General features: G+C 35.9%; 33 protein-coding genes and 1 tRNA gene. 28 read left to right on the top strand and 6 right to left on the bottom strand.

Annotated elements, in window-relative coordinates:
- Positions 1–4: 4 nt before the first annotated feature.
- The 15 genes from rplF to radA all read left to right on the top strand — a co-directional run bounded on the left by rplF (position 5) and on the right by radA (position 9,554).
- Entirely contained in the window at positions 5–541 is a 537-nt protein-coding gene (rplF, locus tag RSC39_RS08070; protein WP_011677154.1) for a 50S ribosomal protein L6, read from the top strand.
- Positions 542–809: 268 nt separating this feature from the next.
- Positions 810–1,157, top strand: coding sequence for a 50S ribosomal protein L18 (gene rplR, locus RSC39_RS08075; RefSeq protein ID WP_332536396.1), 348 nt, complete (start codon positions 810–812; stop codon positions 1,155–1,157).
- Positions 1,158–1,175: 18 nt separating this feature from the next.
- Positions 1,176–1,682 (top strand): 30S ribosomal protein S5, encoded by a 507-nt coding sequence (rpsE, locus tag RSC39_RS08080; protein WP_011836022.1) that lies wholly within the window; start codon positions 1,176–1,178, stop codon positions 1,680–1,682.
- Between the two features lie 10 nt (positions 1,683–1,692).
- Positions 1,693–1,872, top strand: coding sequence for a 50S ribosomal protein L30 (gene rpmD, locus RSC39_RS08085; protein WP_003129921.1), 180 nt, complete (start codon positions 1,693–1,695; stop codon positions 1,870–1,872).
- 296 nt (positions 1,873–2,168) lie between these two features.
- Positions 2,169–2,612, top strand: a complete 444-nt coding sequence (rplO, locus tag RSC39_RS08090) for a 50S ribosomal protein L15 (RefSeq protein ID WP_011677151.1) — start codon at positions 2,169–2,171, stop codon at positions 2,610–2,612.
- A gap of 77 nt (positions 2,613–2,689) precedes the next feature.
- Complete coding sequence (secY, locus tag RSC39_RS08095) at positions 2,690–4,042, top strand: preprotein translocase subunit SecY (protein WP_332536399.1); 1,353 nt, start codon at positions 2,690–2,692, stop codon at positions 4,040–4,042.
- 170 nt (positions 4,043–4,212) lie between these two features.
- Entirely contained in the window at positions 4,213–4,860 is a 648-nt protein-coding gene (locus tag RSC39_RS08100) for an adenylate kinase (RefSeq protein ID WP_011677149.1), read from the top strand.
- Positions 4,861–5,157: 297 nt separating this feature from the next.
- Positions 5,158–5,376, top strand: coding sequence for a translation initiation factor IF-1 (gene infA, locus RSC39_RS08105; RefSeq protein WP_003130554.1), 219 nt, complete (start codon positions 5,158–5,160; stop codon positions 5,374–5,376).
- Between the two features lie 53 nt (positions 5,377–5,429).
- Positions 5,430–5,546 (top strand): 50S ribosomal protein L36, encoded by a 117-nt coding sequence (gene rpmJ, locus RSC39_RS08110; RefSeq protein WP_001808836.1) that lies wholly within the window; start codon positions 5,430–5,432, stop codon positions 5,544–5,546.
- Positions 5,547–5,563: 17 nt separating this feature from the next.
- Positions 5,564–5,929 (top strand): 30S ribosomal protein S13, encoded by a 366-nt coding sequence (gene rpsM / locus RSC39_RS08115; protein ID WP_003130555.1) that lies wholly within the window; start codon positions 5,564–5,566, stop codon positions 5,927–5,929.
- Positions 5,930–5,949: 20 nt separating this feature from the next.
- A complete protein-coding gene (gene rpsK / locus RSC39_RS08120) occupies positions 5,950–6,333 on the top strand; it encodes a 30S ribosomal protein S11 (RefSeq protein WP_010906297.1) in 384 nt (127 codons plus the stop codon).
- Between the two features lie 48 nt (positions 6,334–6,381).
- Positions 6,382–7,320 (top strand): DNA-directed RNA polymerase subunit alpha, encoded by a 939-nt coding sequence (locus tag RSC39_RS08125; RefSeq protein ID WP_003130557.1) that lies wholly within the window; start codon positions 6,382–6,384, stop codon positions 7,318–7,320.
- Between the two features lie 18 nt (positions 7,321–7,338).
- Complete coding sequence (gene rplQ / locus RSC39_RS08130; protein WP_003130558.1) at positions 7,339–7,719, top strand: 50S ribosomal protein L17; 381 nt, start codon at positions 7,339–7,341, stop codon at positions 7,717–7,719.
- Between the two features lie 183 nt (positions 7,720–7,902).
- Positions 7,903–7,975: transfer RNA gene (locus RSC39_RS08135), tRNA-Thr, on the top strand.
- Positions 7,976–8,192: 217 nt separating this feature from the next.
- Positions 8,193–9,554: a DNA repair protein RadA gene (gene radA / locus RSC39_RS08140; protein ID WP_011677138.1), complete on the top strand. Its 1,362-nt coding sequence runs from the start codon at positions 8,193–8,195 to the stop codon at positions 9,552–9,554.
- Between the two features lie 45 nt (positions 9,555–9,599).
- Here the strand turns inward: radA and RSC39_RS08145 are convergent, their stop codons facing one another.
- Positions 9,600–10,277 (bottom strand): YoaK family protein, encoded by a 678-nt coding sequence (locus tag RSC39_RS08145; protein WP_332536402.1) that lies wholly within the window; start codon positions 10,275–10,277, stop codon positions 9,600–9,602.
- A 266-nt stretch (positions 10,278–10,543) separates the two neighbouring features.
- Between RSC39_RS08145 and RSC39_RS08150 the strand changes: the two genes are divergently transcribed.
- From RSC39_RS08150 to RSC39_RS08170, 5 genes are all read left to right on the top strand, one after another.
- Positions 10,544–11,629: a PIN/TRAM domain-containing protein gene (locus RSC39_RS08150; protein ID WP_332536404.1), complete on the top strand. Its 1,086-nt coding sequence runs from the start codon at positions 10,544–10,546 to the stop codon at positions 11,627–11,629.
- A gap of 57 nt (positions 11,630–11,686) precedes the next feature.
- On the top strand, positions 11,687–12,316 hold the full coding sequence (locus RSC39_RS08155; RefSeq protein WP_332536569.1) for a pyridoxamine 5'-phosphate oxidase family protein: 630 nt from the start codon (positions 11,687–11,689) through the stop codon (positions 12,314–12,316).
- Between the two features lie 120 nt (positions 12,317–12,436).
- On the top strand, positions 12,437–12,793 hold the full coding sequence (locus RSC39_RS08160; RefSeq protein ID WP_043736209.1) for a PadR family transcriptional regulator: 357 nt from the start codon (positions 12,437–12,439) through the stop codon (positions 12,791–12,793).
- A complete protein-coding gene (locus RSC39_RS08165) occupies positions 12,786–13,124 on the top strand; it encodes a DUF1048 domain-containing protein (protein ID WP_063281236.1) in 339 nt (112 codons plus the stop codon). Before RSC39_RS08160 ends, RSC39_RS08165 begins: the two co-directional genes overlap by 8 nt.
- Entirely contained in the window at positions 13,121–13,444 is a 324-nt protein-coding gene (locus RSC39_RS08170; protein WP_332536407.1) for a DUF1048 domain-containing protein, read from the top strand. Before RSC39_RS08165 ends, RSC39_RS08170 begins: the two co-directional genes overlap by 4 nt.
- 90 nt (positions 13,445–13,534) lie before the next feature.
- Here RSC39_RS08170 and RSC39_RS08175 read toward each other — a convergent pair whose 3' ends face one another.
- On the bottom strand, positions 13,535–14,029 hold the full coding sequence (locus tag RSC39_RS08175; RefSeq protein ID WP_041168746.1) for a GNAT family N-acetyltransferase: 495 nt from the start codon (positions 14,027–14,029) through the stop codon (positions 13,535–13,537).
- Between the two features lie 196 nt (positions 14,030–14,225).
- On the opposite strand from RSC39_RS08175, the gene RSC39_RS08180 reads away from it, so the two are divergent.
- From RSC39_RS08180 to gltX, 3 genes are all read left to right on the top strand, one after another.
- Positions 14,226–15,149: a phosphatase PAP2 family protein gene (locus RSC39_RS08180; protein ID WP_332536410.1), complete on the top strand. Its 924-nt coding sequence runs from the start codon at positions 14,226–14,228 to the stop codon at positions 15,147–15,149.
- A gap of 141 nt (positions 15,150–15,290) precedes the next feature.
- On the top strand, positions 15,291–15,785 hold the full coding sequence (locus tag RSC39_RS08185; RefSeq protein ID WP_332536412.1) for a cysteine hydrolase family protein: 495 nt from the start codon (positions 15,291–15,293) through the stop codon (positions 15,783–15,785).
- A 141-nt stretch (positions 15,786–15,926) separates the two neighbouring features.
- On the top strand, positions 15,927–17,378 hold the full coding sequence (gltX, locus tag RSC39_RS08190) for a glutamate--tRNA ligase (RefSeq protein ID WP_332536414.1): 1,452 nt from the start codon (positions 15,927–15,929) through the stop codon (positions 17,376–17,378).
- 110 nt (positions 17,379–17,488) lie between these two features.
- Here the strand turns inward: gltX and RSC39_RS08195 are convergent, their stop codons facing one another.
- The 3 genes from RSC39_RS08195 to RSC39_RS08205 all read right to left on the bottom strand — a co-directional run bounded on the left by RSC39_RS08195 (position 17,489) and on the right by RSC39_RS08205 (position 21,484).
- The gene (locus RSC39_RS08195) at positions 17,489–18,331 is read right to left on the bottom strand and encodes an amino acid ABC transporter substrate-binding protein (protein WP_043736223.1); all 843 of its coding nucleotides are present in this window, start codon (positions 18,329–18,331) and stop codon (positions 17,489–17,491) included.
- A gap of 149 nt (positions 18,332–18,480) precedes the next feature.
- Positions 18,481–19,191 (bottom strand): gamma-glutamyl-gamma-aminobutyrate hydrolase family protein, encoded by a 711-nt coding sequence (locus tag RSC39_RS08200; protein ID WP_332536417.1) that lies wholly within the window; start codon positions 19,189–19,191, stop codon positions 18,481–18,483.
- Position 19,192: 1 nt separating this feature from the next.
- On the bottom strand, positions 19,193–21,484 hold the full coding sequence (locus RSC39_RS08205) for a Xaa-Pro dipeptidyl-peptidase (protein WP_332536419.1): 2,292 nt from the start codon (positions 21,482–21,484) through the stop codon (positions 19,193–19,195).
- A 171-nt stretch (positions 21,485–21,655) separates the two neighbouring features.
- Here RSC39_RS08205 and gla point away from each other — a divergent pair, with 171 nt between their 5' ends.
- Positions 21,656–22,525 (top strand): aquaglyceroporin Gla, encoded by an 870-nt coding sequence (gene gla / locus RSC39_RS08210; RefSeq protein ID WP_011677122.1) that lies wholly within the window; start codon positions 21,656–21,658, stop codon positions 22,523–22,525.
- 35 nt (positions 22,526–22,560) lie between these two features.
- Here the strand turns inward: gla and RSC39_RS08215 are convergent, their stop codons facing one another.
- A complete protein-coding gene (locus tag RSC39_RS08215; RefSeq protein WP_332536421.1) occupies positions 22,561–23,343 on the bottom strand; it encodes a CPBP family intramembrane glutamic endopeptidase in 783 nt (260 codons plus the stop codon).
- A 370-nt stretch (positions 23,344–23,713) separates the two neighbouring features.
- On the opposite strand from RSC39_RS08215, the gene RSC39_RS08220 reads away from it, so the two are divergent.
- From RSC39_RS08220 to RSC39_RS08235, 4 genes are all read left to right on the top strand, one after another.
- On the top strand, positions 23,714–24,220 hold the full coding sequence (locus tag RSC39_RS08220) for a pyridoxamine 5'-phosphate oxidase family protein (protein ID WP_063281228.1): 507 nt from the start codon (positions 23,714–23,716) through the stop codon (positions 24,218–24,220).
- Between the two features lie 34 nt (positions 24,221–24,254).
- Positions 24,255–24,584: a DUF1801 domain-containing protein gene (locus RSC39_RS08225; protein WP_063281227.1), complete on the top strand. Its 330-nt coding sequence runs from the start codon at positions 24,255–24,257 to the stop codon at positions 24,582–24,584.
- Between the two features lie 398 nt (positions 24,585–24,982).
- The gene (locus RSC39_RS08230; protein WP_332536424.1) at positions 24,983–25,762 is read left to right on the top strand and encodes a CppA C-terminal domain-containing protein; all 780 of its coding nucleotides are present in this window, start codon (positions 24,983–24,985) and stop codon (positions 25,760–25,762) included.
- 72 nt (positions 25,763–25,834) lie between these two features.
- Positions 25,835–26,791 (top strand): serine hydrolase domain-containing protein, encoded by a 957-nt coding sequence (locus tag RSC39_RS08235; protein WP_332536426.1) that lies wholly within the window; start codon positions 25,835–25,837, stop codon positions 26,789–26,791.
- Positions 26,792–26,999: the final 208 nt, after the last annotated feature.

Here is a 26,999-nt window from a genome sequence, read left to right on the forward strand (position 1 = left end):
AAAAATGTCACGTATTGGTAACAAAGTCATCGTTATCCCTGCAGGCGTAACTGTAGAAGTAAACGGTGCAACTGTCACTGTCAAAGGACCTAAAGGTGAACTCGTTCGTTCATTCAACGAAAACATCACACTTGAAATCGCTGAAAACGAAATCACTGTAAAACGTCCAAACGACACTAAAGAAATGAAAATGCTCCACGGAACTACTCGTGCCCTTCTTGCTAACATGGTAGAAGGTGTTTCAAATGGTTTCTCTAAAGCACTTGAAATGATTGGGGTTGGGTACCGCGCACAATTACAAGGAACTAAACTTGTATTGTCTGTTGGTAAATCTCACCAAGACGAAGTTGAAGCACCTGAAAACATTAAGTTTGTTGTTGCAACTCCAACTTCTATCGTCGTTGAAGGTATCAGCAAAGAAGCTGTTGGTCAAACAGCAGCTTACATCCGTAGCCGTCGTTCTCCAGAACCTTATAAAGGTAAAGGGATCCGTTACGTTGGTGAATACGTTCGTCGTAAAGAAGGTAAAACTGGTAAATAATTTTTGCGTTGGGCTTGCGTCGTTAGCTTTTGCTTTACGTACGTCAGTACGCTTCAGCACGGACTTCGTCCTAAAAGCTGCCTAGCAATCCTTTAGCAAAAAATGTTATCCGTAATTGGTGGTTTGATTCAGGTCAAATTGCCAGTATTTTGTCAATGCTAACTTTGTTAGACAGACAAAAACTCCCCGCTTGCTGATTATTTTATTAATCAGTAAGAAAATCGATGGCAAAAACTATCGAAATTTAAAATAATATAGAGGTAGAATTGTGATTTCTAAACCAGATAAAAACAAACTCCGCCAAAAACGTCACACACGTGTACGCGGAAAAATTTCAGGAACATCTGAAACTCCACGTTTGAACGTTTTCCGTTCAAACACAAACATTTATGCACAAGTCATTAATGACGTTACTGGTACAACACTTGCATCAGCTTCATCACTCAAATTGACTGGTACTAAAACTGAACAAGCCGCAGAAGTTGGTAAACTCGTTGCTGAAGCTGCAAAAGCTAAAGGCGTTGAAGAAGTTGTCTTCGACCGCGGTGGTTACCTCTATCACGGACGTGTTGCAGCACTCGCTACAGCAGCTCGTGAAGCTGGATTGAAATTCTAAGGAAAGGGGTAATTAAACATGGCAGAAAACAGAAGAAATGATCGCGAACAAAGCGAATTTGAAGAACGCGTAGTTTCAATTAACCGCGTTACTAAAGTTGTAAAAGGTGGACGTCGTCTTCGCTTTGCAGCACTTGTTGTTGTTGGTGACCGTAATGGTCGCGTAGGTTTCGGTACTGGTAAAGCTCAAGAAGTTCCTGAAGCTATCCGTAAAGCAATCGAAGCAGCTAAGAAAAACCTTATTACAGTTCCTATGGTAGGTACTACACTTCCTCACGAAGCACTTGGTGTCTTCGGTGGTGGTAAAATCCTCCTTAAACCAGCTGTAGAAGGTGCTGGAGTTGCCGCAGGTGGTGCCGTTCGTGCCGTCCTCGAACTTGCTGGTGTTGCTGACGTAACATCAAAATCACTTGGTTCAAATACACCAATTAACGTTGTTCGTGCAACAGTTGATGGTTTGACTCAATTGAAACGTGCTGAAGAAGTTGCTGCATTACGCGGTAAATCTGTATCAGATTTCGCCTAAGGAGGAAAAAATGGCTCAAATTAAAATTACATTGGTAAACTCACCAATCGGCCGTATCCCTGCTCAACGCAAAACTGTTAAAGCACTCGGTCTTGGTAAACTCAACAGCTCAGTAGTAAAAGAAGGTTCACCTGCTATTCTTGGTATGGTAAACTCTATTTCTCACTTGGTAAAAGTTGAAGAAGCATAATTACTATTGCATAAAATAACAATCCTATCTTTACTGATAGGGTTGTTTTTTTCTTAAAAAATCTGTCAGTAATTGAAAGACTGATAAATTTTCCGCCTCGTCATTAAAAATTTTATTTGAGAATATTTAAATAAATTTGTAAATGAGGAAATGGCTTGTAATTCCAATCGAAAAATAGTAAAATAATAGGAGTCTGTTAATAGACAAATAAATATATTGACGTATCGGCGAGTTTAATTTTCACGTTCCTTACATGAAAATTAGGCGACAGCAAGGTACAAAATAAGGAGAAAAAAATGGAACTTCATTCATTGAAAGCTGCTGAAGGCAGTCGTAAAGTACGTAATCGCGTAGGTCGTGGTACATCATCAGGTAACGGTAAAACATCTGGACGTGGACAAAAAGGTCAAAAATCTCGTTCAGGTGGTGGAGTACGTCCTGGTTTTGAAGGTGGACAAACAGAATTGTTCCGTCGCATGCCAAAACGTGGTTTCTTGAATGTTAACCGTAAAGAATACGCTATTGTCAACCTTGAAACTTTGAACCGTCTTGAAGATGGCGCAACTGTTTCAGCTGAAACTCTTGTAGCTGCTAAAATCGTTAAAGACGTTAAATCAGGTGTTAAAGTTCTTGCTAACGGTGAATTGACAGCTAAAAACCTTACAGTTAAAGTTGCTAAAGTATCTGCTGCTGCTAAAGCTGCAATCGAAGCTGCTGGTGGTTCTGTAGAAGAAGCTTAATTTTTACATTTCAATTGGCGGTTGAATTTTCAACCGCTTATTGTCTATTTACAATTAAAACGCTTTAAGGAGATTTTATGTTTTTTAAGACGCTTAAGGAAGCCTTTAAGGTAAAAGACGTCCGAGCAAGAATTCTCTTTACGATTTTCATTCTTTTTGTTTTTCGCTTAGGAGCTCATATTACAGTTCCCGGGGTAAACGTACAAAACCTAACAGAAGTAAGTAATCTTCCATTTTTGAATATGATGAACTTGGTCTCTGGTAATGCAATGCAAAACTACTCACTCTTTGCAATGGGAGTTTCGCCTTACATCACAGCATCAATCATTGTTCAATTATTACAAATGGATATTTTGCCAAAATTTGTTGAATGGTCAAAACAAGGAGAAATTGGGCGTCGTAAGCTGAATCAAGCGACACGTTATATTACCTTAGTGCTTGCTATGGCACAATCTATCGGGATTACTGCTGGTTTTCAAGCCATGAGCTCGTTAAATATTGTGCAAAACCCAAATTGGCAAAGTTATTTGATGATTGGGGCGCTTTTGACCACAGGTTCAATGGTTGTTACTTGGATGGGTGAACAGATTAATGAAAAAGGTTTTGGATCAGGTGTTTCAGTAATTATCTTTGCTGGGATTGTCTCTGGTATTCCATCAGCCGTCAAATCTGTTTATGATGAAAAATTCTTAAACGTAAGACCATCTGAAATTCCTATGTCTTGGATATTTGTTATTGGATTGGTTTTGTCAGCAATTGTCATTATTTATGTTACAACCTTTGTTCAACAAGCGGAACGTAAAGTACCAATTCAATACACCAAGTTAACTCAAGGGGCACCAACAAGTTCATACTTGCCACTTCGTGTCAATCCAGCTGGGGTTATTCCAGTTATCTTTGCTGGTTCAATTACAACTGCACCTGCTACGATCTTGCAATTCTTGCAACGTTCACAAGGTAGCAATGTAGGTTGGTTATCAACCTTACAAAATGCTTTGTCATATACGACTTGGACAGGGATGCTCTTCTACGCATTATTGATTGTTCTCTTTACTTTCTTCTATTCGTTCGTTCAGGTCAATCCTGAAAAGATGGCTGAAAACCTTCAAAAACAAGGTTCGTACATTCCATCTGTTCGTCCGGGTAAAGGAACTGAGAAGTATGTTTCTCGTCTATTAATGCGTCTTGCAACGGTTGGTTCGCTCTTCCTTGGATTGATTTCAATCATTCCAATTGCGGCCCAAAACGTTTGGGGACTTCCAAAAATCGTCGCTCTTGGAGGAACATCATTATTAATCTTGATTCAAGTTGCGATTCAAGCAGTCAAACAACTTGAAGGATATTTACTTAAACGTAAATATGCAGGATTTATGGATAATCCACTTGAAATTAGTGTGAATAACCCAATGAAATTTCCAGAAATCAAGTAGATGACTTTTAGAAAGTTCGTACTTAAAATAAAATCTTGTCATTAGACAAGGTTTTTCTTTATTTTTCAGTAAAAATACGCTAAAATAGTGTAGGTAAAAGACAGTGCACATCTGCATTTTACTGACAGAGCTGTCAGTAAATTATAAAATCAAAATCAGGAGAAAACAAAATGAATTTATTAATCATGGGACTTCCAGGAGCTGGTAAAGGAACTCAAGCCGAATTTATCGTTAAAAATTATGGTGTAAACCATATTTCAACAGGAGATATGTTCCGTGCAGCGATGAAAAATGAAACAGAGATGGGTAAACTTGCTAAATCTTTTATTGATAAAGGTGAACTCGTTCCTGATGAAGTAACCAATGGTATTGTCAAAGAACGTTTAGCACAAGATGATATCAAAGCTTCAGGTTTCTTGCTTGATGGATACCCACGTACGATTGACCAAGCGCATGCTCTTGATACAATGCTTGAAGAACTTGGCATTAAACTTGATGCTGTTGTAAATATTGTTGTTAATCCAAATATTTTGGTTGATCGTTTAAGTGGTCGTTACATCTGCCGTAATTGTGGAGCCACTTATCACAAAATTTTCAATCCAACTAAAGTTGAAGGAACTTGTGATGTTTGTGGTAGCCATGACCTTTACCAACGTGCTGATGATGTACCAGAAACAGTTAAAAACCGTTTAGATGTCAACATCAAAGAATCTGCACCAATTATTGAACATTACACTGAACTTGGACTTGTTAAAAATATCGAAGGCGAACAAGAAATTAGTCAAGTGACAGATGATATTAAAAAAGTTTTAGGCTAATAAATCATAAAACCTCTGTCAGAGGTTTTTTTAATTATGAAAATAAAAGGTAAAATTTACTGACAGAAAAGTCAACAAGCCTAAAAATAAAAAGAAACACCCGAAAGCATTGCCATAAGCACTCTTGTCAGATAATCTGAAAATAAAAATGGACTCAGGCTAGAAAAATAAAGGCTTTTATGAAAGAAAGACTTGCATTTGCTGTTGAAAAATGCTAAAATACATAAGTCCGACTTTTTAGATATATTTAAATTTGTATTTATATCTTTCGGGAAATTTCTAAGGAGGTACTTTTGCTTGGCAAAAGATGATGTAATTGAAGTAGACGGCAAAGTCGTTGACACCATGCCGAATGCGATGTTCACTGTTGAACTCGAAAATGGTCACCAAGTCTTGGCGACGATTTCAGGAAAAATTCGTAAGAATTATATCCGTATCTTGCCTGGAGACAAGGTTCAAGTTGAACTCTCACCATACGATTTGACACGCGGACGAATTACTTACCGATTTAAGTAATCCGGACATTCATTGAGTGCATGATGCACAGTAACCATAGAAAGGAAGACACAATGAAAGTAAGACCATCAGTTAAACCAATCTGCGAATACTGTAAAGTGATTCGTCGTAACGGTCGTGTAATGGTAATTTGCCCTGCCAATCCAAAACACAAACAACGTCAGGGATAGAAAGGAAATAGAAAAATATGGCTCGTTTTGCTGGAGTTGATATTCCAAACGAAAAACGCATTGTTATTTCATTAACATACGTATTCGGTGTTGGACTTCAAACATCTAAAAAAGTACTTGCAGCTGCAGGTGTCTCAGAAGATATCCGTACAAAAGATTTGACATCAGATCAAGAAGATGCAATCCGTCGTGAACTCGATGGCTTGAAACTCGAAGGAGACCTTCGTCGTGAAGTGTCACTTAACATCAAACGTTTGATGGAAATCGGTTCTTACCGTGGTATGCGTCACCGTCGTGGACTTCCTACACGTGGACAAAACACTAAGAACAACGCTCGTACACGTAAAGGTCCTGCTAAATCAATCGCAGGTAAGAAAAAATAATTAAATAGAAAGGAGTTAAAATGGCAAAAATTACACGTAAACGTCGTGTTAAAAAGAATATTGAATCTGGGATTGTTCATATCCAATCAACATTCAACAACACAATCGTTATGATCACAGACGTTCATGGTAACGCCCTTGCATGGTCTTCAGCTGGTGCACTTGGTTTCAAAGGTTCTAAAAAATCTACACCTTTCGCCGCTCAAATGGCTTCAGAAGCTGCTGCTAAAGCTGCTCAAGAGCAAGGTTTGAAAACTGTATCTGTTACAGTTAAAGGTCCTGGTTCAGGTCGCGAATCAGCTATCCGCGCACTCGCTGCAGCTGGTCTTAATGTAACATCTATCAGTGATGTGACTCCTGTACCTCACAATGGTGCACGTCCTCCAAAACGTCGTCGTGTATAATTAGTCACTCTTGTCACTAATCACTTTTCGCTTTAGAGGAGAACATACATGATTGAGTTTGAAAAACCAAAAATTACTAAATTTGACGAATCAGAAAATTACGGTAAATTCGTTGTTGAACCACTTGAACGTGGTTATGGTACAACTTTAGGTAACTCTCTGCGTCGCGTCCTTTTGTCATCACTTCCTGGTGCTGCTGTGACTTCAATTCAAATTGAAGGTGTTCAACATGAATTCGCAACAATCCCTGGCGTACGTGAAGATGTCATCCAAATCGTTCTTGCGGTTAAAGGAATTGCCATCAAATCATACGTTGAATCTGAAAAACAAATCGAACTTGACGTTACTGGTCCTATGGATGTTACTGCTGGTGATATCTTAACTGATAGCGACATTGAAATTGTCAACAAAGACCATTACTTGTTCTCTATTGCTGAAGGTCACTCAATGCGTGCTGTAATGACTGTTAAAAAAGGATACGGCTATGTTCCGGCTGACGAAAATAAAGTCGATGGAGCGCCAATTGGCACAATTGCTGTAGACTCAATTTACACACCAGTAAGTAAAGTAAATTATCAAGTTGAACCTGCCCGTGTTGGTGGAGATTCTAGCTACGATAAATTAACACTTGAAATTACTACAAACGGTACTATCGTTTCTGACGAGGCTTTATCACTCTCAGCTAAAATCTTGACAGACCACTTGAACTTGTTCGTTGATCTTTCAGAAGTTGCAGCTGAAGCTGAAACACTTGTTGTTAAAGATGAAGTTAAAACAGAACGTGTGCTCGATAAAATTATTGAAGAAATGGACTTCTCAGTTCGTGCTTACAATGGTTTGAAACGCGCAGGTATCAACACTGTTGCTGATATTGTTGAAATGAGCGAAGCTGACATGATTAAAGTCAAAAACCTCGGTCACAAATCAGTAGAAGAAGTCAAAGTTAAATTGACTGAATTGGGACTTTCCCTTAAAAAAAGAAAATAATAATATAGGAGGAAACAAATGAGCAATCGTAAACTCGGACGTACATCTTCACAACGTAAAGCTATGCTTCGTGATTTGACTACAGATTTGATCATCAACGAAACTATCGTTACAACTGAAGCTCGCGCTAAAGAAGTTCGTCGTACAGTAGAAAAAATGATTACGCTTGGTAAAAAAGGTGACCTTTCAGCTCGTCGTGCAGCAGCTGCTTACGTACGTAATGAAATCGCAATTAAAGATTTCAACGAAGAAACTGAAACTTTCCCAACTGCCCTTCAAAAATTATTCAACGACCTTGCTAAACGCTACGAAGGACGTAACGGTGGTTACACTCGTATCCTTAAAGTTGAACCACGTCGTGGTGATGCTGCGCCTATGGCAATCATTGAATTGGTTTAATTTTATTAAATCTTGAAGAAATAAAAATACTAAATTGAGTGTTATGATGTTGGCGGGGGTTTCTGTGGGTGCATGTGTTGAGTTGTGATTGACTCTCTTTCGCATCAGCCTTGCTTATAGTCTAGCTCTGTCTGATTAGATTAAATTTCTAATCTGGTCAGACCACTCAATTTATTTATTTTAGCCGTTGTAGCTCAGTCGGTAGAGCAGCACCATGGTAAGGTGAAGGTCGACAGTTCGATTCTGTTCAATGGCATATTTTGTATAATCAAAATGAAAAGTCAATTATTGACTTGTTTATTTTTAAGAAGCCTTGTATTGTGCTAATATAAAATTAATGGTATCTGTCCATTTTTTTATCTAAAATATGATAAAATGGTAGAATGATAATATTCTTTATAAAATAAAACAGCGGATTGTCCGCTTTTTTGTTACATCTGAATAAATTTTACGTATAAATAAGTGGAGGGAAAATGGCGAAGAAAAAATCATCTTTTGTTTGTCAAAATTGTGGTTATAAGTCTGCAAAGTATCTTGGGCGATGCCCAAATTGTGGAGAGTGGTCCTCTTTTGTTGAAGAAGTTGAAGTACAGGAAGTCAAAAATCAGCGAGTGTCGATGTCTGGTGAACGTTCAAAACCAATGAAATTAGATGAAGTTGAGCTTTTTGATACACCACGTATTGAAACAGATCTTGACGAATTTAATCGTGTTTTAGGTGGTGGTGTTGTTCCTGGTTCACTCGTTTTGATTGGTGGAGACCCAGGAATAGGAAAATCTACGTTGCTTTTGCAAGTATCGACTCAGCTTGCATCAAGAGGACGGGTTCTCTATGTGAGTGGTGAAGAATCTGCTCAACAAATTAAGCTTAGAGCGGAACGTTTGGGCGATATTGATCGAGATTTTTATCTTTACGCCGAGACTAACATGCAGTCAATTCGTGCTGAAGTTGAACGTTTGAAGCCAAATTTTTTGATTATTGATTCGATCCAAACGATTATGACACCTGAAATTCAATCAACTCAAGGCTCTGTGAGTCAAGTTCGAGAAGTGACAGGTGAACTCATGCAAATTGCCAAAACGAATGATATTGCTACTTTTATCGTTGGTCATGTGACGAAAGAAGGTCAATTGGCAGGACCAAGAATGCTAGAGCACATGGTTGATACCGTTCTTTATTTTGAAGGAGAAAGAAATAATACTTTTAGAATTCTTCGAGCAGTAAAAAACCGGTTTGGGTCAACCAATGAAATTGGTATATTTGAAATGCAAGGGCATGGTTTAGTTGAAGTAACTAATCCTTCTGAGGTTTTCTTGGAAGAGCGATTAGAGGGTTCAACTGGTTCTGCTATTGTTTGTGCACTCGAAGGGACACGTCCGATATTAGTTGAAATACAGGCTTTAACTACACCAACAATGTTTGGAAATGCTAAGAGAACAACTTCTGGTTTAGATTTTAATCGAGTGAGCCTGATTATGGCAGTTCTTGAAAAACGGACAGGCTTATTGATGCAAAATCAAGATGCTTACCTTAAATCAGCTGGGGGAGTAAAATTAGATGAGCCAGCCATTGACCTTGCGGTTGCTGTCGCTGTAGCCTCAAGTTATAAAGAACTTCCGACGGATGCGCGTGAATGTTTTATTGGTGAAATTGGCTTAACAGGAGAGATTCGCCGTGTGACGCGAATTGAACAAAGACTGAATGAAGCTGCGAAATTAGGATTCAAAAAAGTCTATGCTCCTAAAAATTCAATTGTGGGAATTGATATTCCTGAACAAATAAAAGTAATTGGGGTAACAACCCTAACTGAATGTCTAAAATTAGTATTTGGCTAAAATAAAAAACAAAAGCTATTTGGATAGATAAATAGCTTTTGTTTTTTATGAAAATTTCAGACTATAAGAATACAGTATATAGGCAAATAATATTAGAACACTAGAACCCACTAAGGTAAAATTACCCAACCAGAAGCCGGTCAAAGAAGAAACAAAGGCACCAATAACAAAAGATAGAGCAAGGGATAAAAACATGAACGAATTTCTTAAATATTTTGATTCTTTAGAAACAAGATATTCGCCTAGATTGGTTCCGAAAGCTTTAATATTCCCGGTTGACATGATATTGGCATAAGGAAGTCCTCTCACTTTTGTAAAAGTATCCCCTTGTATTACCATGAAAAAAGAAAGAATTCCAACAAAAAGTGAGGCCGATAAGTGTAAAAAAGTAGCAAATGAAAGAGAAAAGATAAGGATTCCAGTCATTTGAATGAATAGGAGTGGACCAATTTCACTGTGGTTATTCTTGTTCTTATATTTGGTAAATAATGTTTTAAAAAGGGCTCCTAGGGCAAAAAAAAGGATGGGAATGATAAATTGAGAAGCTTTTTCAAAGTTTCCATGTGCTAAATTAATTCCGGTTTGTATTAGATTTCCTGTTTGCAAGCTAGCAAAACGGCCATCAAAATGGAAAAAAGTAAAGGCATCAACAAAGCCAGTGTTCATTGCAAGCAATAAAGCGACGAGCAGACTTTCTTTAGAGTTAGTAGTGGATTTAATCATATTTATTTCCTTCATAATCTATAGAAGATAAAGTCATTATAGCACAATGCTTTTTCAATGTTATTTATTTAAAATGATAAAATTTATTATCAAAAATAAAAATTAAATTGTCGCTATTAAAGTAATTAAGTTATAAAATAATAAATATAGCATGAGAAATCAACTAGATTTCTTGTGTTTGGATAAGCAATATTAAAGGAGCGTGTGGTATAATTGACACAGGGCTTTATTGTAAGCCTATCCATTTTCTAAAAGGAGGAAAAGATATGCGTCGTTGGATTATTCATCTCGTTATGACTGTCATCGGAGCATCGCTAGGTGTTGCTGTTGTACCGTCCATTTTAAAGGTATTTGGTTGGGACAAAGGAATTTTACAAAACGAAGCTGTTGACGGTGTGATTGGTGCAATTATTTTTATTATTCTTTCATTTATATTTGCCGGTTCAATGCTTAATGGGTTGAAAAAAATAGATTCTAGAATTTCAAAAATGAATATGTCAAAAATGGTCTTTAATATTATTGGGATTGTTCTTGGGCTTCTAGTTGGAGTGATTGGAAGTATTCCATTAAGATTTTTAAATGTTCCTATTTTGAGTAATATCATTTCATTTATACTTGTATTGGTCATGATTTACTTAGGTTATGTTTTATTCGACCGTCGTGGAGATGAAATTGCTAAAGTGCTCTTTCGTAAGCGTCGGGAGGTCATGGCAACAGAAGCTGTAGAAGTTGCTGATGAAACGGTTAATGAAGCAAGAGTTGACCACAGTATTTTGTTGGATACAAGTTCAATTATTGATGGTCGAATTTTGGATGTGATAAAAACGGGATTTATTTCAGATAAGATTATTGTTCCTAATTTTGTGATTTTAGAATTACAGTTAATTTCAGATAGTTCAGATCCTTTGAAGAGAGCTAAAGGACGTCGGGGATTAGATTTGGTCAATGAATTGACTAAATTTGATCAAGTTGAAATTTCTCAAGTTGATTTTTCAGATGTTCGAGAAGTTGATACTAAATTACTTAAATATGCAAGTTCTACCGGCTCAAAATTAGTGACAAATGATTTTAATCTTAATAAAGTTGCTGAAATTCAAGGGGTTCAAGTTCTTAATATTAATGATCTTGCTAATGCTGTGAAAACACAACTTGTTGTAGGAGAACATATTAATGTTCAAATTATTCGTGCAGGTTCTGAACGTCAACAAGGAGTAGCCTATCTGCCAGACGGTACGATGATTGTTATTGAAGATACTGCAAAATTGATTGATAAAACAGTGACTGTAGAAGTTGCTAAGGTTTTACAAACAAGTGCTGGTCGAATGATTTTTGCTGATTTGGTTAAAAAATAAAAAGGAAAGCCGATAATTTATCGGCTTTTATCTTAATTGTGTGTTTAGGAGTTAATGATGTATTTAAAAAGGTTTGTTCAGTTATTCGTGATATTTTTTGTTTCTCTTGTGATTTTTGCTTTGATATTAGAAAGGAATTTTGGTAATTTTTGGTTAAGGTTTGCTTTGGGGCTTTTGGTTGCTTATATCTTTCTAACTTTGCCTCTTGTTCTGTTGACTATTTTTAAAAGTAATCGAAAAGCTAAAGTTGTTGGTACAAATGCATCGAAAAATGAATTGGCTTATCTTCTGAAAGATTTTCCAGGTTATCTTGCATTGAGTGTTACTGACGAGAGCTTAAAAAGTTCAACTACCATTATGAGTTTTATTCAAGCCCAAAAAAATGAGAATGTTTTATATATGGTTTCAGATAAAAAAGCATCAAAGATTTATGACTTAAAAAAGAACCCATTAGTAAGTTTTACAACTTGGTTTGACTCCTTAGAAAATGGAGGACGTTTATCTTCGAATCGAGTGAAGTCTGAAGTTCTTGAGGGAGAGGCAGCTCAGAAGCTTATTAAGGAAGAACCTCTAATTGTGTCTCTTCATGAGAACGCTGAGAAGATGTCCATTATTCGTTTGACCATTGAATCGGTGCTCTATGAAAATTTTAAGGGGCAGATGAAAGTAATTGAGTTTGAAAAATAAGAATAGAAAAGCTGCTTTTATGCAGTTTTTTTATTGCCAAAATATTGAAGTGCTTGACAATTTTGCTATGTAGTAGTACTATATAGCTGTAATAAGTAATACAATATAGCTGGAGATAAAATGAAAGAAATAACAGAATTGCTGAAAGGAGTTCTTGAAGGGTGTGTTTTAGAAATCATTGGTCAAGGAGAAACTTATGGTTATGAAATTACTCAAAAATTACGGGAGCTTGGCTTTGAGGATGTTGTAGAAGGAACTGTTTATACAATTACCATGCGTTTAGAAAAAAGAGAATGGCTTGAGGTCACTAAAAAACCCTCAACAATAGGACCACCACGTAAATGGTATCGGTTGAATGAGGCTGGTCAAACCGAACGCCAAAATTTTTGGGAAAAATGGATGTTTATCTCAGAAAAATTAGAGATTTTAAGAGATAAAACAAAATTTACGACAGAGCAAGGAGAAAATGATGACTAAACAAAGAAATATTGTTGATAGAATGATTGGCCTTGAGGAAAAACGAGAATTTCGTGAATTTGAAGAGCGAGCTAAAAATCTTGGCCCAGATTACTATAAGGATTATTGTGAATTAAAGAAATATGTTTGGATTTCTGGAGCAAGCAAATGGAGCGATTTTAAATTTATTTTTAATCAACTTTTGGATTTGCTTGAAGAGGCAAAGGGGCAAAAAAGAAAGCTGACAGATTTAATTGGGACAGATGTTGCGGCCTTTATTGATGAGATGATTGATGATAAGGGTTGGGAAAAGAAGCAAAAAGTGAAACTTAATAGGGCGGTGAAAAAATGATTTTAGAGAAAATTAGTGACGTCTTAAAGGAAAAACGAGAATGGCAAGCGATGGAAAATCGGGCAAAAAATTTACCTAAGGATTTTTATCAAGCTTATAAGGCCATTCAAAAGTATATGTTTAATATGGGGGAAACAGATTGGCATATTTTTACCGATATTATCGAATTGTTTGAGTTGGCTGTCATTGACGGACGGACCCCAGCAGAAGTTTTAGGTGAAGATAGTTCGGCTTTTGCTGATGAATTATTAAGTGAAAATAAACAAGATTGGCGAGAAAAATATCGGCAAGAATTGAATGATTATTTTGCTCGAAAGTAATAAAAAAACTTACTAACAAAACTGTCAGTAAGTTTGAAAGATGCTTATAAAAAAAGTTACTGACAAAATCCTATCAGTAACTTTTTTATTTTAAAATTCCATGACCATGTTGTACCAGGTTTCGCCACCGAATGTTGACTCTGAAAGTCCTTCATCAGTAAAACCATGTTTTTCATAGTAGGGAACTAAGTAATCATGACAAGTTAAGCTAATTCCTAAACGTTTTTTAGCTCTCGCTTCTTTTTCAAGTAAAAGAAGTAAATTTGTTGCAATTCCCAAGCCTTGATAATCGGGGTCAACGGTCAAACTGATGATTTTTTGAAAACCACCTTGTTCAGGGTTGGCGTCAGTCCGTTCAAAAGATTCATCGTCTAAATAGCGGCCTTCTGTAACTGGGCCAGAAACGTAACCGACGACAGTTCCTTCACTATTTCTTGCAGCGATAAAGGTGTCAGGAATTAAGTTAATTCTTTCAAGCATTGACTCAACTGACAGAGCTTCATTTTCTGAGAAAGTGAGTCTTTCAATACGGATGACATCATCTATATCATTTGGCATAATTTGATTATAAGTAATTTCATTCATATATTTAATTCTAACATAGACTATCCAGAAAGAAAATCCAAAACTACCATTTGTCATTAAAAGATTATATAGTTTGGCCTTATAAATAAAAAGAAGTGATTAACAAAGGGTTTACGGAAAATTTACCAAAGATTTACATTGGGAGTTTGAGAATGGGATAAAATAAAAGGGTAGTAATCAACTTATTGGAGGTTTTATGAACACAAGCGGGAAAAAATTCCTAAGCATTTTAATTGGAATTTCAGCTCTTTTATTAATTATTGCATCTTTTGGGGATTTGCAAATTTCAAAAGCGGTCCTGAATCAAAATTCAATTTTTGGTAATATTTTTCAGATTTTTGGAATGTTTCCGTCAGCACTTATCCCTTTTATTTCAGCGGAAATTATCTTTATTTACGGTTTGCGTCAAAAAAATCAAATTAGCAAATGGATTTTGTCATTATCGGCTCTGGGTTTTGCCTATTGGTCAGCTTGGGGTTGGGTTGATGGCTGGATGTTTTATGGTGTGACGACACTCAATAATATCAAAACTCATCAAGCGCTCGGTGCGGCAAATAATAGTATCGGCGCCACAGCGACTTATTCTTTCGGTCTTGAAGCACTTTTTACATTTATTATCTTGGTCATTGGGACGTTTTTAATTTATAGATGGCTAAGCAAAAAAACTTATGAGGAGTTGAGTCAATTGATTATTGTGGCGATTGCTGGAATTGCGGTCGTTTATGTCAGTAACTCGATTGTCAATACCATGAAAGTTAACTGGGGTCGTTTTCGTCCTTACGAGATCAAAGAAATTGTGTCTTCTACTAAAGGAACATTCACTAATTGGTGGCATTTAAATGGTGCAACAGGACATCAGTCATTCCCGTCAGGACATACGATTGCAGCGGCAGCAGCACTCTTTTTACCATTTTTTGCTGACAGAAAAAATCTTAAAGGCCAAAAGATTTTGGCTTATAGTGGCTTGATTTTCACTCTTTTAATGATGGCTGCTCGTGTCCGAATTGGGGCACATTTCTTGTCAGATACAACGATGTCCCTAATAATTGCTGCTTTAGTTACCTTTTTGGCGACAAAAGCCATTGGTTACTCATTTATTGAAGAGGATTCTCTCAACTAGAGAAATAAAAAGATTACTACAAGGATAACATTCTATTGAGTGTTATTTTTTCTTCATAAAGGTTTCACTATGATTTTTCTTTTTAGGAGATTAGAGTTATACTATTCTTGAGAACAAGACCAATTCTTGAAAGGATAAACAATGAAAACAAGTGATGTCTTAATTGTGATTGATATGCAAAAAGGGGTATGTGACGGCATTTATCGGCGAAATGAATTCATTGAGCAAATTAATCAACGCATTCTTACTTATCGAAAGGAGAAAAAGCCAATTATCTTTATCCAACATCATGATGATGAACTGATAAAAGAAAGCGAGGGTTGGCAACTTCTTCCAGAATTACTGACAGAATCTACTGACAGCTATGTGGAAAAAACACATGCTAATGGATTCTATCAAACTGAACTGCAAATGCTTTTGGAAAAGCTGTCAGTAAAAGCGATTGAATTTTGCGGGGCACAAACTGAATTTTGTGTGAATACAACGGTCGTTTTTGCTCATGGTTTGGGCTATCGAAATTTTATGCAAAAAGGGGCAAGTTCAACTTTTGATAATCATTGGCTGACAGCAAGAGCAATGATTGATTATTACGAAAATCATCTTTGGCAGGGACGTTTTCTTCAAATTAAAGATTAGATAAATTTCACTGACGCAAGCTTCTTTAATTTGTGGTAAAATAGATGTGATTGTTAGAGTAGTAATTACTATTTAAAACCAATAAAGATTCATTTCTGATAAAAAAGAAGTGAAGAAATCAATGAGGAGAATTGGATTAAAATGAACAAAAAAATCCGCGTCCGTTACGCACCATCACCAACAGGACTTTTGCATATCGGGAACGCCCGTACAGCCCTTTTTAACTATCTTTTTGCCCGTCATCACGGGGGAGATTTCATCATCCGTATTGAAGATACAGACCGTGAACGCCATGTTGAAGATGGTGAACGTTCACAACTTGAAAACCTTCGTTGGTTGGGAATGGATTGGGATGAAAGCCCTGAAACACACGAAAATTATCGTCAATCAGAACGCTTGCCTTTGTATCAAAAATATATTGACCAATTGTTAGCTGAGGGTAAAGCTTATTATTCTTACAAAACTCCTGAAGAACTAGAAGCTGACCATGCTAAACAAGAAGCAGCAGGAATTCCCCCACATTATATCAATGAATATGCTGGCATGAGCGATGACGAAAAAGCAGCTTATATTGCTGAACGTAAAGCACAAAATATTGAACCTGTCGTTCGTATCTCTGTTGACGAAAAAGCCATTTACAAATGGAATGACATCGTTAAAGGCGAAATTGAATTTGAAGGTGGCAATATCGGTGGTGATTGGGTGATCCAAAAACGTGATGGTTACCCAACTTACAACTTTGCTGTTGTTGTTGATGACCACGATATGCAAATTTCACATGTCATTCGCGGAGACGACCATATTGCCAATACGCCAAAACAATTGGTTGTTTATAATGCTTTAGGTTGGGAAGCTCCACAATTTGGTCACATGACTTTGATTATTAATTCTGAAACAGGGAAAAAATTGTCAAAACGTGACACAAACACACTCCAATTTATCGAAGACTACCGTAAAAAAGGCTATATGTCTGATGCCATTTTCAACTTTATTGCACTTTTGGGTTGGAATCCTGGTGGAGAAAAAGAAATTTTCTCTCGTGAAGAATTGATTGAACTTTTTGACGAAAATCGTTTGTCTAAATCACCAGCAGCCTTTGACCAAAAGAAATTGGACTGGATGGACAATGAATACATTAAAAATGCCGATTTTGCGAAAGTTTTTGAATTGACAAAACCATTCCTCGTTGCCGCTAATCGTTTTGATGAACGTGCTAGAGAATTGGTTAAACTTTATCAACCACAAATGAAATCAGCGGATGAGATTGTTGAATTAACAGACCTTTTCTACGGAGATTTCCCAGAATTGACTGATGAAGCACGCGAAATGTTAGCTGCTGAAACAACACCACTTGCATTGAGCACTTTCCGTGCAAAATTGGCTGAACTTCCTGAAAGTGACTTTACGGTTGAGAATATTTTCCCACTCTTTAAAGCCACTCAAAAAGAAACAGGCGTGAAAGGTAAAATGCTCTGGATGCCAATCCGTATTGCAGCTTCAGGCTCAATGCACGGTCCAGAATTACCAGAAACGATTGCGCTTCTTGGAAAAGAAAAGGTATTGGCTCACTTGGATGCCGCTTTATATAAATAAAAAATTACTGACAGAAAATAGAGCGCCGCTCCGAGATTCTGTCAGTGATTTTTATTTGTGAAAAAGATTTTGTCAGTAAAATAAAAAACTCGTCAATGACGAGTTTTTGTTTATTTGAATTGGTCAGCAGCTGGAATATGGCTGTCATGGAAATATTTTTCTGAGAGTTCTTTCAGCGTTCCGTTTTCATAAAGTTTTTTGAGCTCTGCATTCAAATCTTTTTGTAATTTGGTTTGACTGTTATCAAGGATAAAGTAATCATAAGTTTTAAACTCAGATTGTTTGTTCAAGTCTGTGGGAACAGTATCAACCAAACCTGTAATTGCATGTTGTCTGATTAAATTTTCTGCTGGTGCTTTAGAGGCAAATAAAAAATCAATTTGTCCACTAGCTATTGCAGATAAACGGTCAGCTAAAGGACGTTGGCTATATTTAACATCAATTTTTTTGTCGGGATGGTTTTTATTCCAACTTTCAAACATATCACCATAGTTTGTTCCAGCAGGAATTTCTGTTGTTTTGCCAGCAAGTTGGGAAATTTTAGTGATGTTTTCTTTAGAAGTTGAGAAAATAGCATCAATTCCTTGACGAACAGGATAACTAAAGAGATATTTTTCAGAACGAGCTTTAGTTTTACCAAAATTATTTGCCGCAATTTGTGCGCGACCACCATCTAAAGCAGCCAAAATCGCACTATCTTCGTAGACTTTGAACTCGAATTTATAATCTTTCATGTCCTTATCAGCCGCTTTTAAAATATCATATTCAAAACCAGTCATTTTACCATTTTCGCTGTATTCATAAGGCACAGAAGCGGCAGAAGTTGCAACGGTTACTGTTGTCACTTTATCTGTTGATTTAGAAGATGAACTATCTTTTGACGAGCAAGCAGCAAGTAAGCCAATTGAGGCAATTCCAAGTGTTGCAAGAGTCAATAATTTTATTTTTTTCATATCAATTTCTCCTCAGAAATTTTGTCAGCTGACCTTTATTATTAAATTAGAAATTTGGTTGTTGGTCAGCTGATTTTTAATATAGACATAATATTAACATAAACTTAAAAAAACCACCATAAAAAAGATTTATGATGGTTTTATATCTTTTAGATGTCTCCGTTAGCGAAGATTTCAAAGATTTTCTTATCAAAATTCTCAGTTTCCCAAGTACATTCTGGATGCCATTGAACAGCCAGCACATGTTTTTCTTTATTTTCAATTGCTTCAACTAAGCCATCATTTCCATGAGCAATGGCCTGTAAGCCTTGACCCAAATCCTTAATGACTTGATGGTGGAAAGAATTGACCATGTAATTTTCAGGTAAAAAATCTAAAGAACTTTCTTTTTCGACGCTAATGTGATGTGTCGGAACTTCTTGGGGAGTTGGACTTTGGAGGTGCTTTATCTGACTTGAAGTTAGGCTCAAGTCTTGATAAAGAGTTCCTCCAAAATAAACATTGAGCAATTGTAGGCCACGACATACACCAAGAATAGGTTTATTCGCTTCTAGAGCAGCTTTAATTGCGGCAAGCTCAAAACGGTCACGAATTGGGTCAGTCGTTCCTAATTGAGCATGAGGTTCCTCACCATAGAGATAAGGACTGACATCAGCGCCACCAGTCAGTACAATTTTATCGACCAATGGCAGATAATTTTTTATATTTTCGACTTTGTCAACAGGAAGAATAATCACAGTGTGACCTAATTCCTGGAAAACATCAATAAAAGATTGACGTGTATAGCTTACTTTGTTCCACCAAAAAGGAGAACGTTCAACTGTGTTGTAAGGAGTTCCAAGAATTCCAATAATTGCCATCTTATTTTTTCACACTTTCAATAGGAATAATGAGTTTAGATTGAGATAAATCAATCTCGTAAGTTACTTTACGATTATCACGAACCGTATGTTCAAAGTCAGTACTATAGAGAATGACCCGAAGCTTGTCAGCTTTTTCTAAATGATAAATGGTTGGCTGTAGTTCAAATTTTATTGTAAACCATTCGTCAGCCTTTAAATCACTGACTGTCAGTAAATTTTGATTTTGGAGATTAGTAAAGCCTTTAGTGACTAACTGATAAGGGCTCTCAACAAGTGGGAGTTCAACTAAGTCGTCTAACATGAAGTTTCGGCCACGGTCAAGCACTTTAAAATCTTTCACTCTGGCTTTATCTGCCAAACGTTTTTTCTGACCAAAGTCAAGAATTTGGGCAGACAAGAAGCCTTTCGTGTCATTTAATTTTAGTCTGAGTTCAAGCTCAACTGGGCCATTAATTGTCAGCATTGACGGAAGTTCTAAATCAATGACAGCTTCATTGGCTTTGTTTTCAAATAAGTCTTTTTTAAAGACATTAAAATCTTTAGAATACTTTTTGAAAGTCTCATCGTCATAATGATTCTCAAATTGAGCAAAAGAAACGGCCGTTTTCCCAAGAGGGAGTTTGAGTTGGTCATCGCCCCCAAATTTACTGACAGCTGACCAGACTTGATCTTTAGAATTTTCCTGTAAAATAACGGGTGGGAGATTTAAATTCAATTCTCTATCTAATAATTTAGCAGAGAAATAAGCATTGATTGTTTCAGAAAAATCAATGGACTGCCAAGAATTCATATAAATATGAGCCCCACGGTGTAAAAAGGCATGTTTAGCATGACCTTCTGGCAGAGCTTTCCAGAAATTATAGGCTTGCTCTGGTGTCACATTCCAATCTTGGAGTCCATGAACAATTAAGACATCAGCCTTAACTTTGTCAGTATTTATCAGATAATTTCGGTCATGCCAAAATTGATTGTAATCACCAGATTTGCGATCCAAAGCAGTAGTCATTTCTGCCAATCGTTTTTCGTATTCAGCATTACCTTTTAAGAAATCAGCACCATCAAGATTACGTGAATAAGTGAGCGCAGCAAGAACATCTAGATCTTCACCAGGAAAACCGCCAGGAGAGCGGACAAGGCTATTTTCACGGTAATAATTATACCAAGAAGAAATTCCAGCTTCGGCTAAGATAACCTCTAGACCTTCAACTCCAGTAGTAGCGGCTCCATAAGCCATGGTTCCCAGATAAGATTTTCCAGTCATAGCCACTTTACCATTTGCCCAAGAGGCTTTAATTTCATGGGTCTTTTTACGAGAAGTGTAAGCACGAGCTCGACCGTTCAACCAGTCAATGACAGCTGTCATACTATAAATTTGTTGGTAATCGCCTGAGGTTTGAAAGCCGTCAGAAGAACGAGTCCCAACACCCGCCACATAGATAGAGGCAAATCCTCGAGTTAAGAAATAGTCATTTAAAGAATAAGTCCAACCATGAGTAAAACGATAAGGAGCTTTGTCAACAATCGGAAGTTCCTTTGCTTTCGCTGATAATTTTTGCGGGAGCTTTTGTTCAACATGAATTTCGTGACTGGTTTTTTCTTCAAGTTCTACATTCATATCGTGTAAGGCTAAATCATTTGCTTTATCATTAATTCCTAAATGATAAGGACTCGCCGTCATTACCACTGGAAGTTTTTCGGTACTTTTTGGACGAATGATTTGAATTTTTATCAAATCATTTTCACCCCGTTGTTCACTATCGACTGGACTTTCAACCCAAAGGACTTCACGTTCAAGAAGTGAAGAATCAAAGGTTGCCAACGATTTGTCATTGAAAAAATGATAATGATTATCTAAAGGAAGCAGTCCTTCTGACACCCAATGTTCAACTAAAATCATTCCATTTTTTCTACGCGTACAAAGGAGGTAGTAGAAAGCAGAAATGATATTTTCTGTGGTCATTTCTGCTTCGATTTGAGGGAGGTTGCTATTTTTTGCATAGTCAAAAGCTTTGCCAATCTCAAAATCAAAGTTTGGTACAAAATCAAGAAGTTGCAAAGCAATATTCCAGAAAATTTCCCAATCAAGTTCTATAGAGGATTTTAAAAATTCAATGACATCTAATTCAGCAGTTGCTTGTAGAGCAGTCAGATCACTAGGACTTTGAATGAGAAAATCTTTTAAGATTTTCTTTTCATCCCAAAAAACAGACCAACGAAAACCAAGCTGATCAAGTTCTGCTAATTGTTCATCAAAATTTTTGTCAACAATTGAAAAATGGTTAAAGCGCATTTTAAATCCTCCGTAATAAACATGATAATTCTTTTAATTATAGCAAATTTTCAGTGATTAATCAGACTAAAGGCGCGCTATTTTCAATGAATATTTGAAGCAAACGTGCTTTTCTGGTATAATAGCTGAGGTTATTATATTAAAATCAAATTTTGGAGGGTTCCATAAAAAATGGATGTTACATGGACAGTGAAATATATCACTGAATTTGTTGGAACTGCCCTACTCATTATTATGGGTAATGGTGCGGTTGCTAACGTTGAACTTAAAGGTACAAAAGCTCACGCACAATCTTGGATGATTATTGGTTGGGGTTACGGACTTGGCGTAATGTTGCCAGCAGTTGCTTTTGGTAATATTACTTCACAAATCAACCCAGCTTTCACACTTGGACTTGCAGCCTCAGGACTTTTTCCTTGGGCACACGTTGCTCAATACATTATTGCGCAAGTATTAGGTGCGATGTTTGGACAATTATTAATCGTTATGGTTTATCGTCCATACTATCTTAAAACACAAAATCCAAATGCTATTCTTGGAACTTTCTCAACTATCGACAACGTTGATGATAACAGTGAAAAAACTCGTTTGGGAGCAACCATTAATGGTTTCTTGAATGAGTTCTTAGGTTCATTTGTATTGTTCTTCGGTGCGGTTGCTGCGACAAATATCTTCTTTGGTAGTCAATCAATTACTTGGATGACAAACTACTTGAAAGGTCAAGGAGCAGATGTTTCTTCATCAGACGTTATGAATCAAATTTGGGTTCAAGCCTCAGGAGCTTCAGCTTCTAAAATGATTGCTCACTTGTTCCTAGGATTCCTTGTTATGGGACTCGTAGTTGCACTTGGTGGACCTACAGGTCCTGGTTTGAATCCGGCGCGTGACTTTGGTCCACGTTTGGTTCACAGTCTCTTACCAAAATCAGTTTTGGGTGAAGCTAAAGGTTCATCTAAATGGTGGTATGCATGGGTTCCAGTTTTGGCACCAATTCTTGCATCACTTGCAGCCGTTGCATTATTTAAAATGATTTATCTTTAATAAAAAAATTACTGACAGAGTTGTCAGTAATTTTTTTATTTGACCATAAGTGCAATGACTAGTCCAAAAAGATTCCAAAGGAAATGGACACTCATATTGAGATAAAAATTACGATACTTAGCATAGAGCCCAGTAAGGACAAGACTCATCAGTCCATAAGTTAACCAACTGTAAACGTCCGTTGGTCCATGCATGAATGCAAACAGGAGCATGGCAGTTAAAAAGGCAAAATACTTTTGATTTTTAAAGATAAGTTCAAAAATGCCTACTCGATAAACAAGTTCTTCCAAAAAACTTGCAGCAAGGGTTTGAGTAGCAAAGACAGCTATAGGAATCACTTTTTGTAATTCATTTAGTGATTCTTGGTTAGTTGTTGTTGGGCTTTGATTGAAGATTTGAGCGAAAATTCCTGTCAAAATAGAAACTAAAAAGAGCAAAACAAAACCAAGTATAATTCTTAACGGTGGGAAATATTTCCAACTTATCTTAGGAATGAGCTCAGCTTTGCGAGCAATCAAATAAGAGCTAATTATTGTAAAAATGAAAATGATGAAAAAGATAATCGTATCTAAAGTTGAAAAATGATGCTGAGAAGCAAAAATTGTGCTAACTAACATCGGGAGATTAGATAGGATAAAAAGGACCAGCCAAACAGACTTGTGATAGGCAAAAATGAGTCCAATAACTGACAAAACAAGGGCTGTCATTAAAAATGGTAAATGAAAAATACTGACAGATAGACCTGAAAAAATTAAGGCTAAAATTAGGACGATAATCCAACGATATTTAGCTAAAAACTGAAGCTTTTCTATATTCATGTCAATATTATAGCACAGACTTTCAATAGACCGCAATAGCGCAAGAAGATACCTTTTTCATAAAAAAGTAGCAAGTGGAACTTATAGATTTCAATATGAAACTGATGAAGCTTTTTTTTTAGATAGTTGGTTAAGAAGGATTTTTAATGATAATGATCTCACGGTAAATTGCTGTGATTTTTATTTTATAAATAATTAAATTTAGGAGGTTATTTTGGATAAAATAAAGTGTAAATACTGAATAAAACAGGTTATAAATTCTATATTTCTTATTTTTTTGATATACTTTAAGTGCAATTTTGTCCCAATGAATCAGCCTATAGAGATGATTTTTAATGTTTTATTAACGAAAATAGAGGAAAATAAACAAATGAGAAGAGCTAAAAGACAAGTGACAGATATTGATTTAATCAAAAAATTTGTTGATGAAGTAGAAGTTGTTCGGATAGCTATAAATGGCGAAAAATATCCTTATGTTGTACCAGTAAATTTTGGTTATTCATGGAACGACGAAGCTCTTAGCTTGTATATCCACGGAGCAAGTGAAGGGAAAAAAGTTTCGATGATTGGAGAAAATCCCTTAGTTGCTGTAGAAATGGATCAACCCGATAAACTCATTGAAGGCAATAAAAATGCTTCAACATATTCTTATGCTTATCAAAGCTTAATCGGTTTTGGTGAGGCAAAAATTATTGAAGATTTAGAAGAAAAAAGAAATGCTTTGCATCTTTTGATGGCACATGCGGCTAAAGGAAAAACATTTGACCCTATTCCTGAAAAAGCCTTGGAACGAGTGGGGGTCATAAAAATTATCATAGATTCTTACACAGTAAAACAAAATATTCATCCCGATAAAAAGAGAGAAGAGCATAAATAAGAAGGGCTAGACTAAGAAATAGAGGAGTTTAATGATGGAGTTTGAAGAGTTTTTTATAAATAATCAGCTGATGAAATTGATTCGAGAAACTGTTTTATCAATTTTTCCTGAGGCCCAAGAGCGTATTTCTTATGGAATGCCTGCTTGGTTTAATGGAAAAACGGTACTTATCTATGCTCAGCCTCAAAAGCATCATTTAGGAATTTATCCTAGACCAAATTTTATTGAAAATCATTTAGAAGTACTCAAACAACAATATGAATGCAGCAAAGGAACGATAAAAGTTCCTTATGGAATTGAGCATGGTGAGCTAAAAAAATTAGTGACTGATATTGTAATTTGGAATTTATCACATTTTGGTTAAGGGGACTGAACTTCATCATTTAAGAGTGATTTGACTATTTTAATTTTAAATTTGATATCAGAAAAATAAGTAGGAAAGCCAAGATGATTTACTCAATATTTTATTACTTATAACAAGTACCCATTGATTATTGGATTAAATAAGTCAAAAATATTATGTTTGTTTTTTTTAAAATTATTCTTTAACAAAGACGATAAGACAAGAAAATAATTGATTAACTTGATTACACATGTTAAGAAAACCTCTATTGAACATGCCAGAAGAAGAGCCAAAATTAAGCCGTTGGTAGGAGAAAAGCGTATGGCATACAAAAACTAAAGATATAAATCGTTGATAATTTCTTTGAAATTTGCGAAAATAAGAGTAGCTATTTGTAAATGTAATCAATGGAGGCTAAAATGAGCGAGATTATAAATCATATTACCGCTTTTCAACCTGTCTATCGTGTTCTTCATCGTGAAGAAAATTTAGATTTTTATCGTGGAGTTCTAGGCTTTAAGGTATTGGTAGAAGAAGGGGCAATGGTATGGCTTGGTGGACATGAAGCGAAAAAAGATCGTTTCCAATTAGAAGAATCACCAGGTTTTCGTCCGGTTGAAGGATTAAAAAAACACGGACAGACTGTCATTAAAGCAAATTCATCTGAGATTGAACAATTAATTGTTCGTAACTTAGATAAAATTGCTAAAATTTATCAAGGAAAAAATGGTCTTGCTTTTACGGCTCTTTCTCCTGAAGCAGGTCTTTTTTTGGTAACTTCGGATTCACTGACAGACCTACCAACACTGACAGAAATTAATAAATCAGAAATTAAGCTCAATCTTGATAAAAATTTCAAAGGTTTATCAGACTTTGAAATTACAGCAATGAACTTAAATGTTGCTGACAAGTCAATTATTGAATTTTATGAGTCTGTATTTGATCTTAAAGCGATTGATGGTAAAATTGAATTTCCGTTTGTAACTTTGACCTTAAATGTTGAAGAAAGTGAAGATTTAACTGCAGGGACAGATGAGGTTCTTGACCTTGAATTTTTGATATTCATGATTGATAAAGACTTTGATTTGAAAGCTTTTGCTAATCAATTTTCAGAAGCAAATGGAACTTACATCGATGCGCCAGCAAAAACTTTTTCTTTAGAAGTTCCTGACCATGCTGAACTTTGGTTTGTAAAATAAGAAGTTCGTTTAAAAAATCTGTTAAATTTTGACAGATTTTTTTGCTCAAAAGAAAAAGAAGCAGAGGATAAAATGAAAAATCAACAAGAATTTTTAGCCATGATAGAAGATTATCTTGAGCGTGATGTTTTCCCTGGTGTTAATTTTGCAATTCTTGAGGGAGAAGAAGTTTCTGAGTATTTATTTGGTAAAGCAGCTCTTATTCCTGAACCTATCGCTTTGACTCATGGAAAAAAATGGGATTTGGCCTCACTTACGAAAGTGATTGGGACCGGAACGGCGGTCATTGACCTTGTTCTTGCTGGAAAGTTAGAACTTGATGCGCCGCTTCAAAAATATTATGCCAAATTTACTGACAGCACGGTTAGTCTGCGACAGTTACTGACACATACTTCTGGAATTGATCCCTACATCCCCAATCGGGACAAATTAGGGACTTTTGAACTGACAGAAGCAATTAATCAGATTAGAGTAACTGATGATAAGAGCTTTAAATATACTGATATTAATTTTATTTTATTAGGATTTTTATTGGAAGAATATTATGATGAAAGTCTAGATTATATTTTTAATAAAAATATTTTCAAGAACTGGGGAATGAAGCAAACAAGTTTTGGACCAGTAGAAAATGCTGTACCTACAAGTCAAAATATTTCGCTAGGGACCGTTCATGATCCTAAAGCTCAAGTATTAAAAAATCATTGTGGCTCTGCTGGCTTGTTTTCAACCTTATCTGATATGATTTTATTTAGTCAAGCTTATTTTAGAGAAGAGAAATATTTAGAGCTTTTGAAAAATTATGCTGATGGAGCGAAAAAAAGGAGCTTAGCTTGGGACTTACCAGCTGAAAATAATGATTGGCTCCTTCATACAGGATACACTGGAACTTTTATATTAATTAATCCTCGCATCAAAAAAGCAGTTGTTTTTTTATCAAACCGTGTACATCTCAAGGATAATCGAGAAAAATGGATTGAAGAACGTGACCGATTAATAAAGTTCTTAATCAATCATTTAAGTTTAGACTGATATTTTTGAATGAATCAACAAGTAGAACTGTAACTTTTAGTTTACGGTTCTTTTTTAGTTGTTGCTGATAGACTAAGAAAATAAAGTGGAGGACTCAAATAATTTACAATTAGATTATTTTGACCTATAATTTACTTAGAAAGTATTTTATTTACCTAAAAATGAAAGGGGAATGTTTAATAATTAGTATTTTTTAAAGCAGTGTTAA

The organism is Lactococcus sp. (genome assembly GCF_036648155.1).
Classification (GTDB): Bacteria; Bacillota; Bacilli; order Lactobacillales; family Streptococcaceae; genus Lactococcus; species Lactococcus cremoris.

Excerpts from the sequence above, each read along its gene's own strand:
- RSC39_RS08220 (WP_063281228.1), top strand. The coding sequence starts at position 23,714 with ATGAGAAGAGCTAAAAGACAAGTGACAGATATTGATTTAATCAAAAAA.
- rpsK (WP_010906297.1), top strand. The coding sequence starts at position 5,950 with ATGGCAAAAATTACACGTAAACGTCGTGTTAAAAAGAATATTGAATCT.
- rpsM (WP_003130555.1), top strand. The coding sequence starts at position 5,564 with ATGGCTCGTTTTGCTGGAGTTGATATTCCAAACGAAAAACGCATTGTT.
- RSC39_RS08170 (WP_332536407.1), top strand. The coding sequence starts at position 13,121 with ATGATTTTAGAGAAAATTAGTGACGTCTTAAAGGAAAAACGAGAATGG.
- RSC39_RS08200 (WP_332536417.1), bottom strand. The coding sequence starts at position 19,191 with ATGGCAATTATTGGAATTCTTGGAACTCCTTACAACACAGTTGAACGT.
- RSC39_RS08155 (WP_332536569.1), top strand. The coding sequence starts at position 11,687 with ATGTATTTAAAAAGGTTTGTTCAGTTATTCGTGATATTTTTTGTTTCT.
- RSC39_RS08175 (WP_041168746.1), bottom strand. The coding sequence starts at position 14,029 with ATGAATGAAATTACTTATAATCAAATTATGCCAAATGATATAGATGAT.
- rplF (WP_011677154.1), top strand. The coding sequence starts at position 5 with ATGTCACGTATTGGTAACAAAGTCATCGTTATCCCTGCAGGCGTAACT.
- gla (WP_011677122.1), top strand. The coding sequence starts at position 21,656 with ATGGATGTTACATGGACAGTGAAATATATCACTGAATTTGTTGGAACT.
- RSC39_RS08230 (WP_332536424.1), top strand. The coding sequence starts at position 24,983 with ATGAGCGAGATTATAAATCATATTACCGCTTTTCAACCTGTCTATCGT.
- RSC39_RS08180 (WP_332536410.1), top strand. The coding sequence starts at position 14,226 with ATGAACACAAGCGGGAAAAAATTCCTAAGCATTTTAATTGGAATTTCA.
- secY (WP_332536399.1), top strand. The coding sequence starts at position 2,690 with ATGTTTTTTAAGACGCTTAAGGAAGCCTTTAAGGTAAAAGACGTCCGA.
- RSC39_RS08215 (WP_332536421.1), bottom strand. The coding sequence starts at position 23,343 with ATGAATATAGAAAAGCTTCAGTTTTTAGCTAAATATCGTTGGATTATC.
- rplO (WP_011677151.1), top strand. The coding sequence starts at position 2,169 with ATGGAACTTCATTCATTGAAAGCTGCTGAAGGCAGTCGTAAAGTACGT.
- rpsE (WP_011836022.1), top strand. The coding sequence starts at position 1,176 with ATGGCAGAAAACAGAAGAAATGATCGCGAACAAAGCGAATTTGAAGAA.
- rplQ (WP_003130558.1), top strand. The coding sequence starts at position 7,339 with ATGAGCAATCGTAAACTCGGACGTACATCTTCACAACGTAAAGCTATG.
- RSC39_RS08205 (WP_332536419.1), bottom strand. The coding sequence starts at position 21,484 with ATGCGCTTTAACCATTTTTCAATTGTTGACAAAAATTTTGATGAACAA.
- RSC39_RS08145 (WP_332536402.1), bottom strand. The coding sequence starts at position 10,277 with ATGATTAAATCCACTACTAACTCTAAAGAAAGTCTGCTCGTCGCTTTA.
- rpmD (WP_003129921.1), top strand. The coding sequence starts at position 1,693 with ATGGCTCAAATTAAAATTACATTGGTAAACTCACCAATCGGCCGTATC.
- RSC39_RS08160 (WP_043736209.1), top strand. The coding sequence starts at position 12,437 with ATGAAAGAAATAACAGAATTGCTGAAAGGAGTTCTTGAAGGGTGTGTT.
- RSC39_RS08235 (WP_332536426.1), top strand. The coding sequence starts at position 25,835 with ATGAAAAATCAACAAGAATTTTTAGCCATGATAGAAGATTATCTTGAG.
- RSC39_RS08185 (WP_332536412.1), top strand. The coding sequence starts at position 15,291 with ATGAAAACAAGTGATGTCTTAATTGTGATTGATATGCAAAAAGGGGTA.
- rpmJ (WP_001808836.1), top strand. The coding sequence starts at position 5,430 with ATGAAAGTAAGACCATCAGTTAAACCAATCTGCGAATACTGTAAAGTG.
- RSC39_RS08150 (WP_332536404.1), top strand. The coding sequence starts at position 10,544 with ATGCGTCGTTGGATTATTCATCTCGTTATGACTGTCATCGGAGCATCG.
- gltX (WP_332536414.1), top strand. The coding sequence starts at position 15,927 with ATGAACAAAAAAATCCGCGTCCGTTACGCACCATCACCAACAGGACTT.
- RSC39_RS08195 (WP_043736223.1), bottom strand. The coding sequence starts at position 18,331 with ATGAAAAAAATAAAATTATTGACTCTTGCAACACTTGGAATTGCCTCA.
- RSC39_RS08165 (WP_063281236.1), top strand. The coding sequence starts at position 12,786 with ATGACTAAACAAAGAAATATTGTTGATAGAATGATTGGCCTTGAGGAA.
- radA (WP_011677138.1), top strand. The coding sequence starts at position 8,193 with ATGGCGAAGAAAAAATCATCTTTTGTTTGTCAAAATTGTGGTTATAAG.
- RSC39_RS08125 (WP_003130557.1), top strand. The coding sequence starts at position 6,382 with ATGATTGAGTTTGAAAAACCAAAAATTACTAAATTTGACGAATCAGAA.
- RSC39_RS08225 (WP_063281227.1), top strand. The coding sequence starts at position 24,255 with ATGGAGTTTGAAGAGTTTTTTATAAATAATCAGCTGATGAAATTGATT.
- RSC39_RS08100 (WP_011677149.1), top strand. The coding sequence starts at position 4,213 with ATGAATTTATTAATCATGGGACTTCCAGGAGCTGGTAAAGGAACTCAA.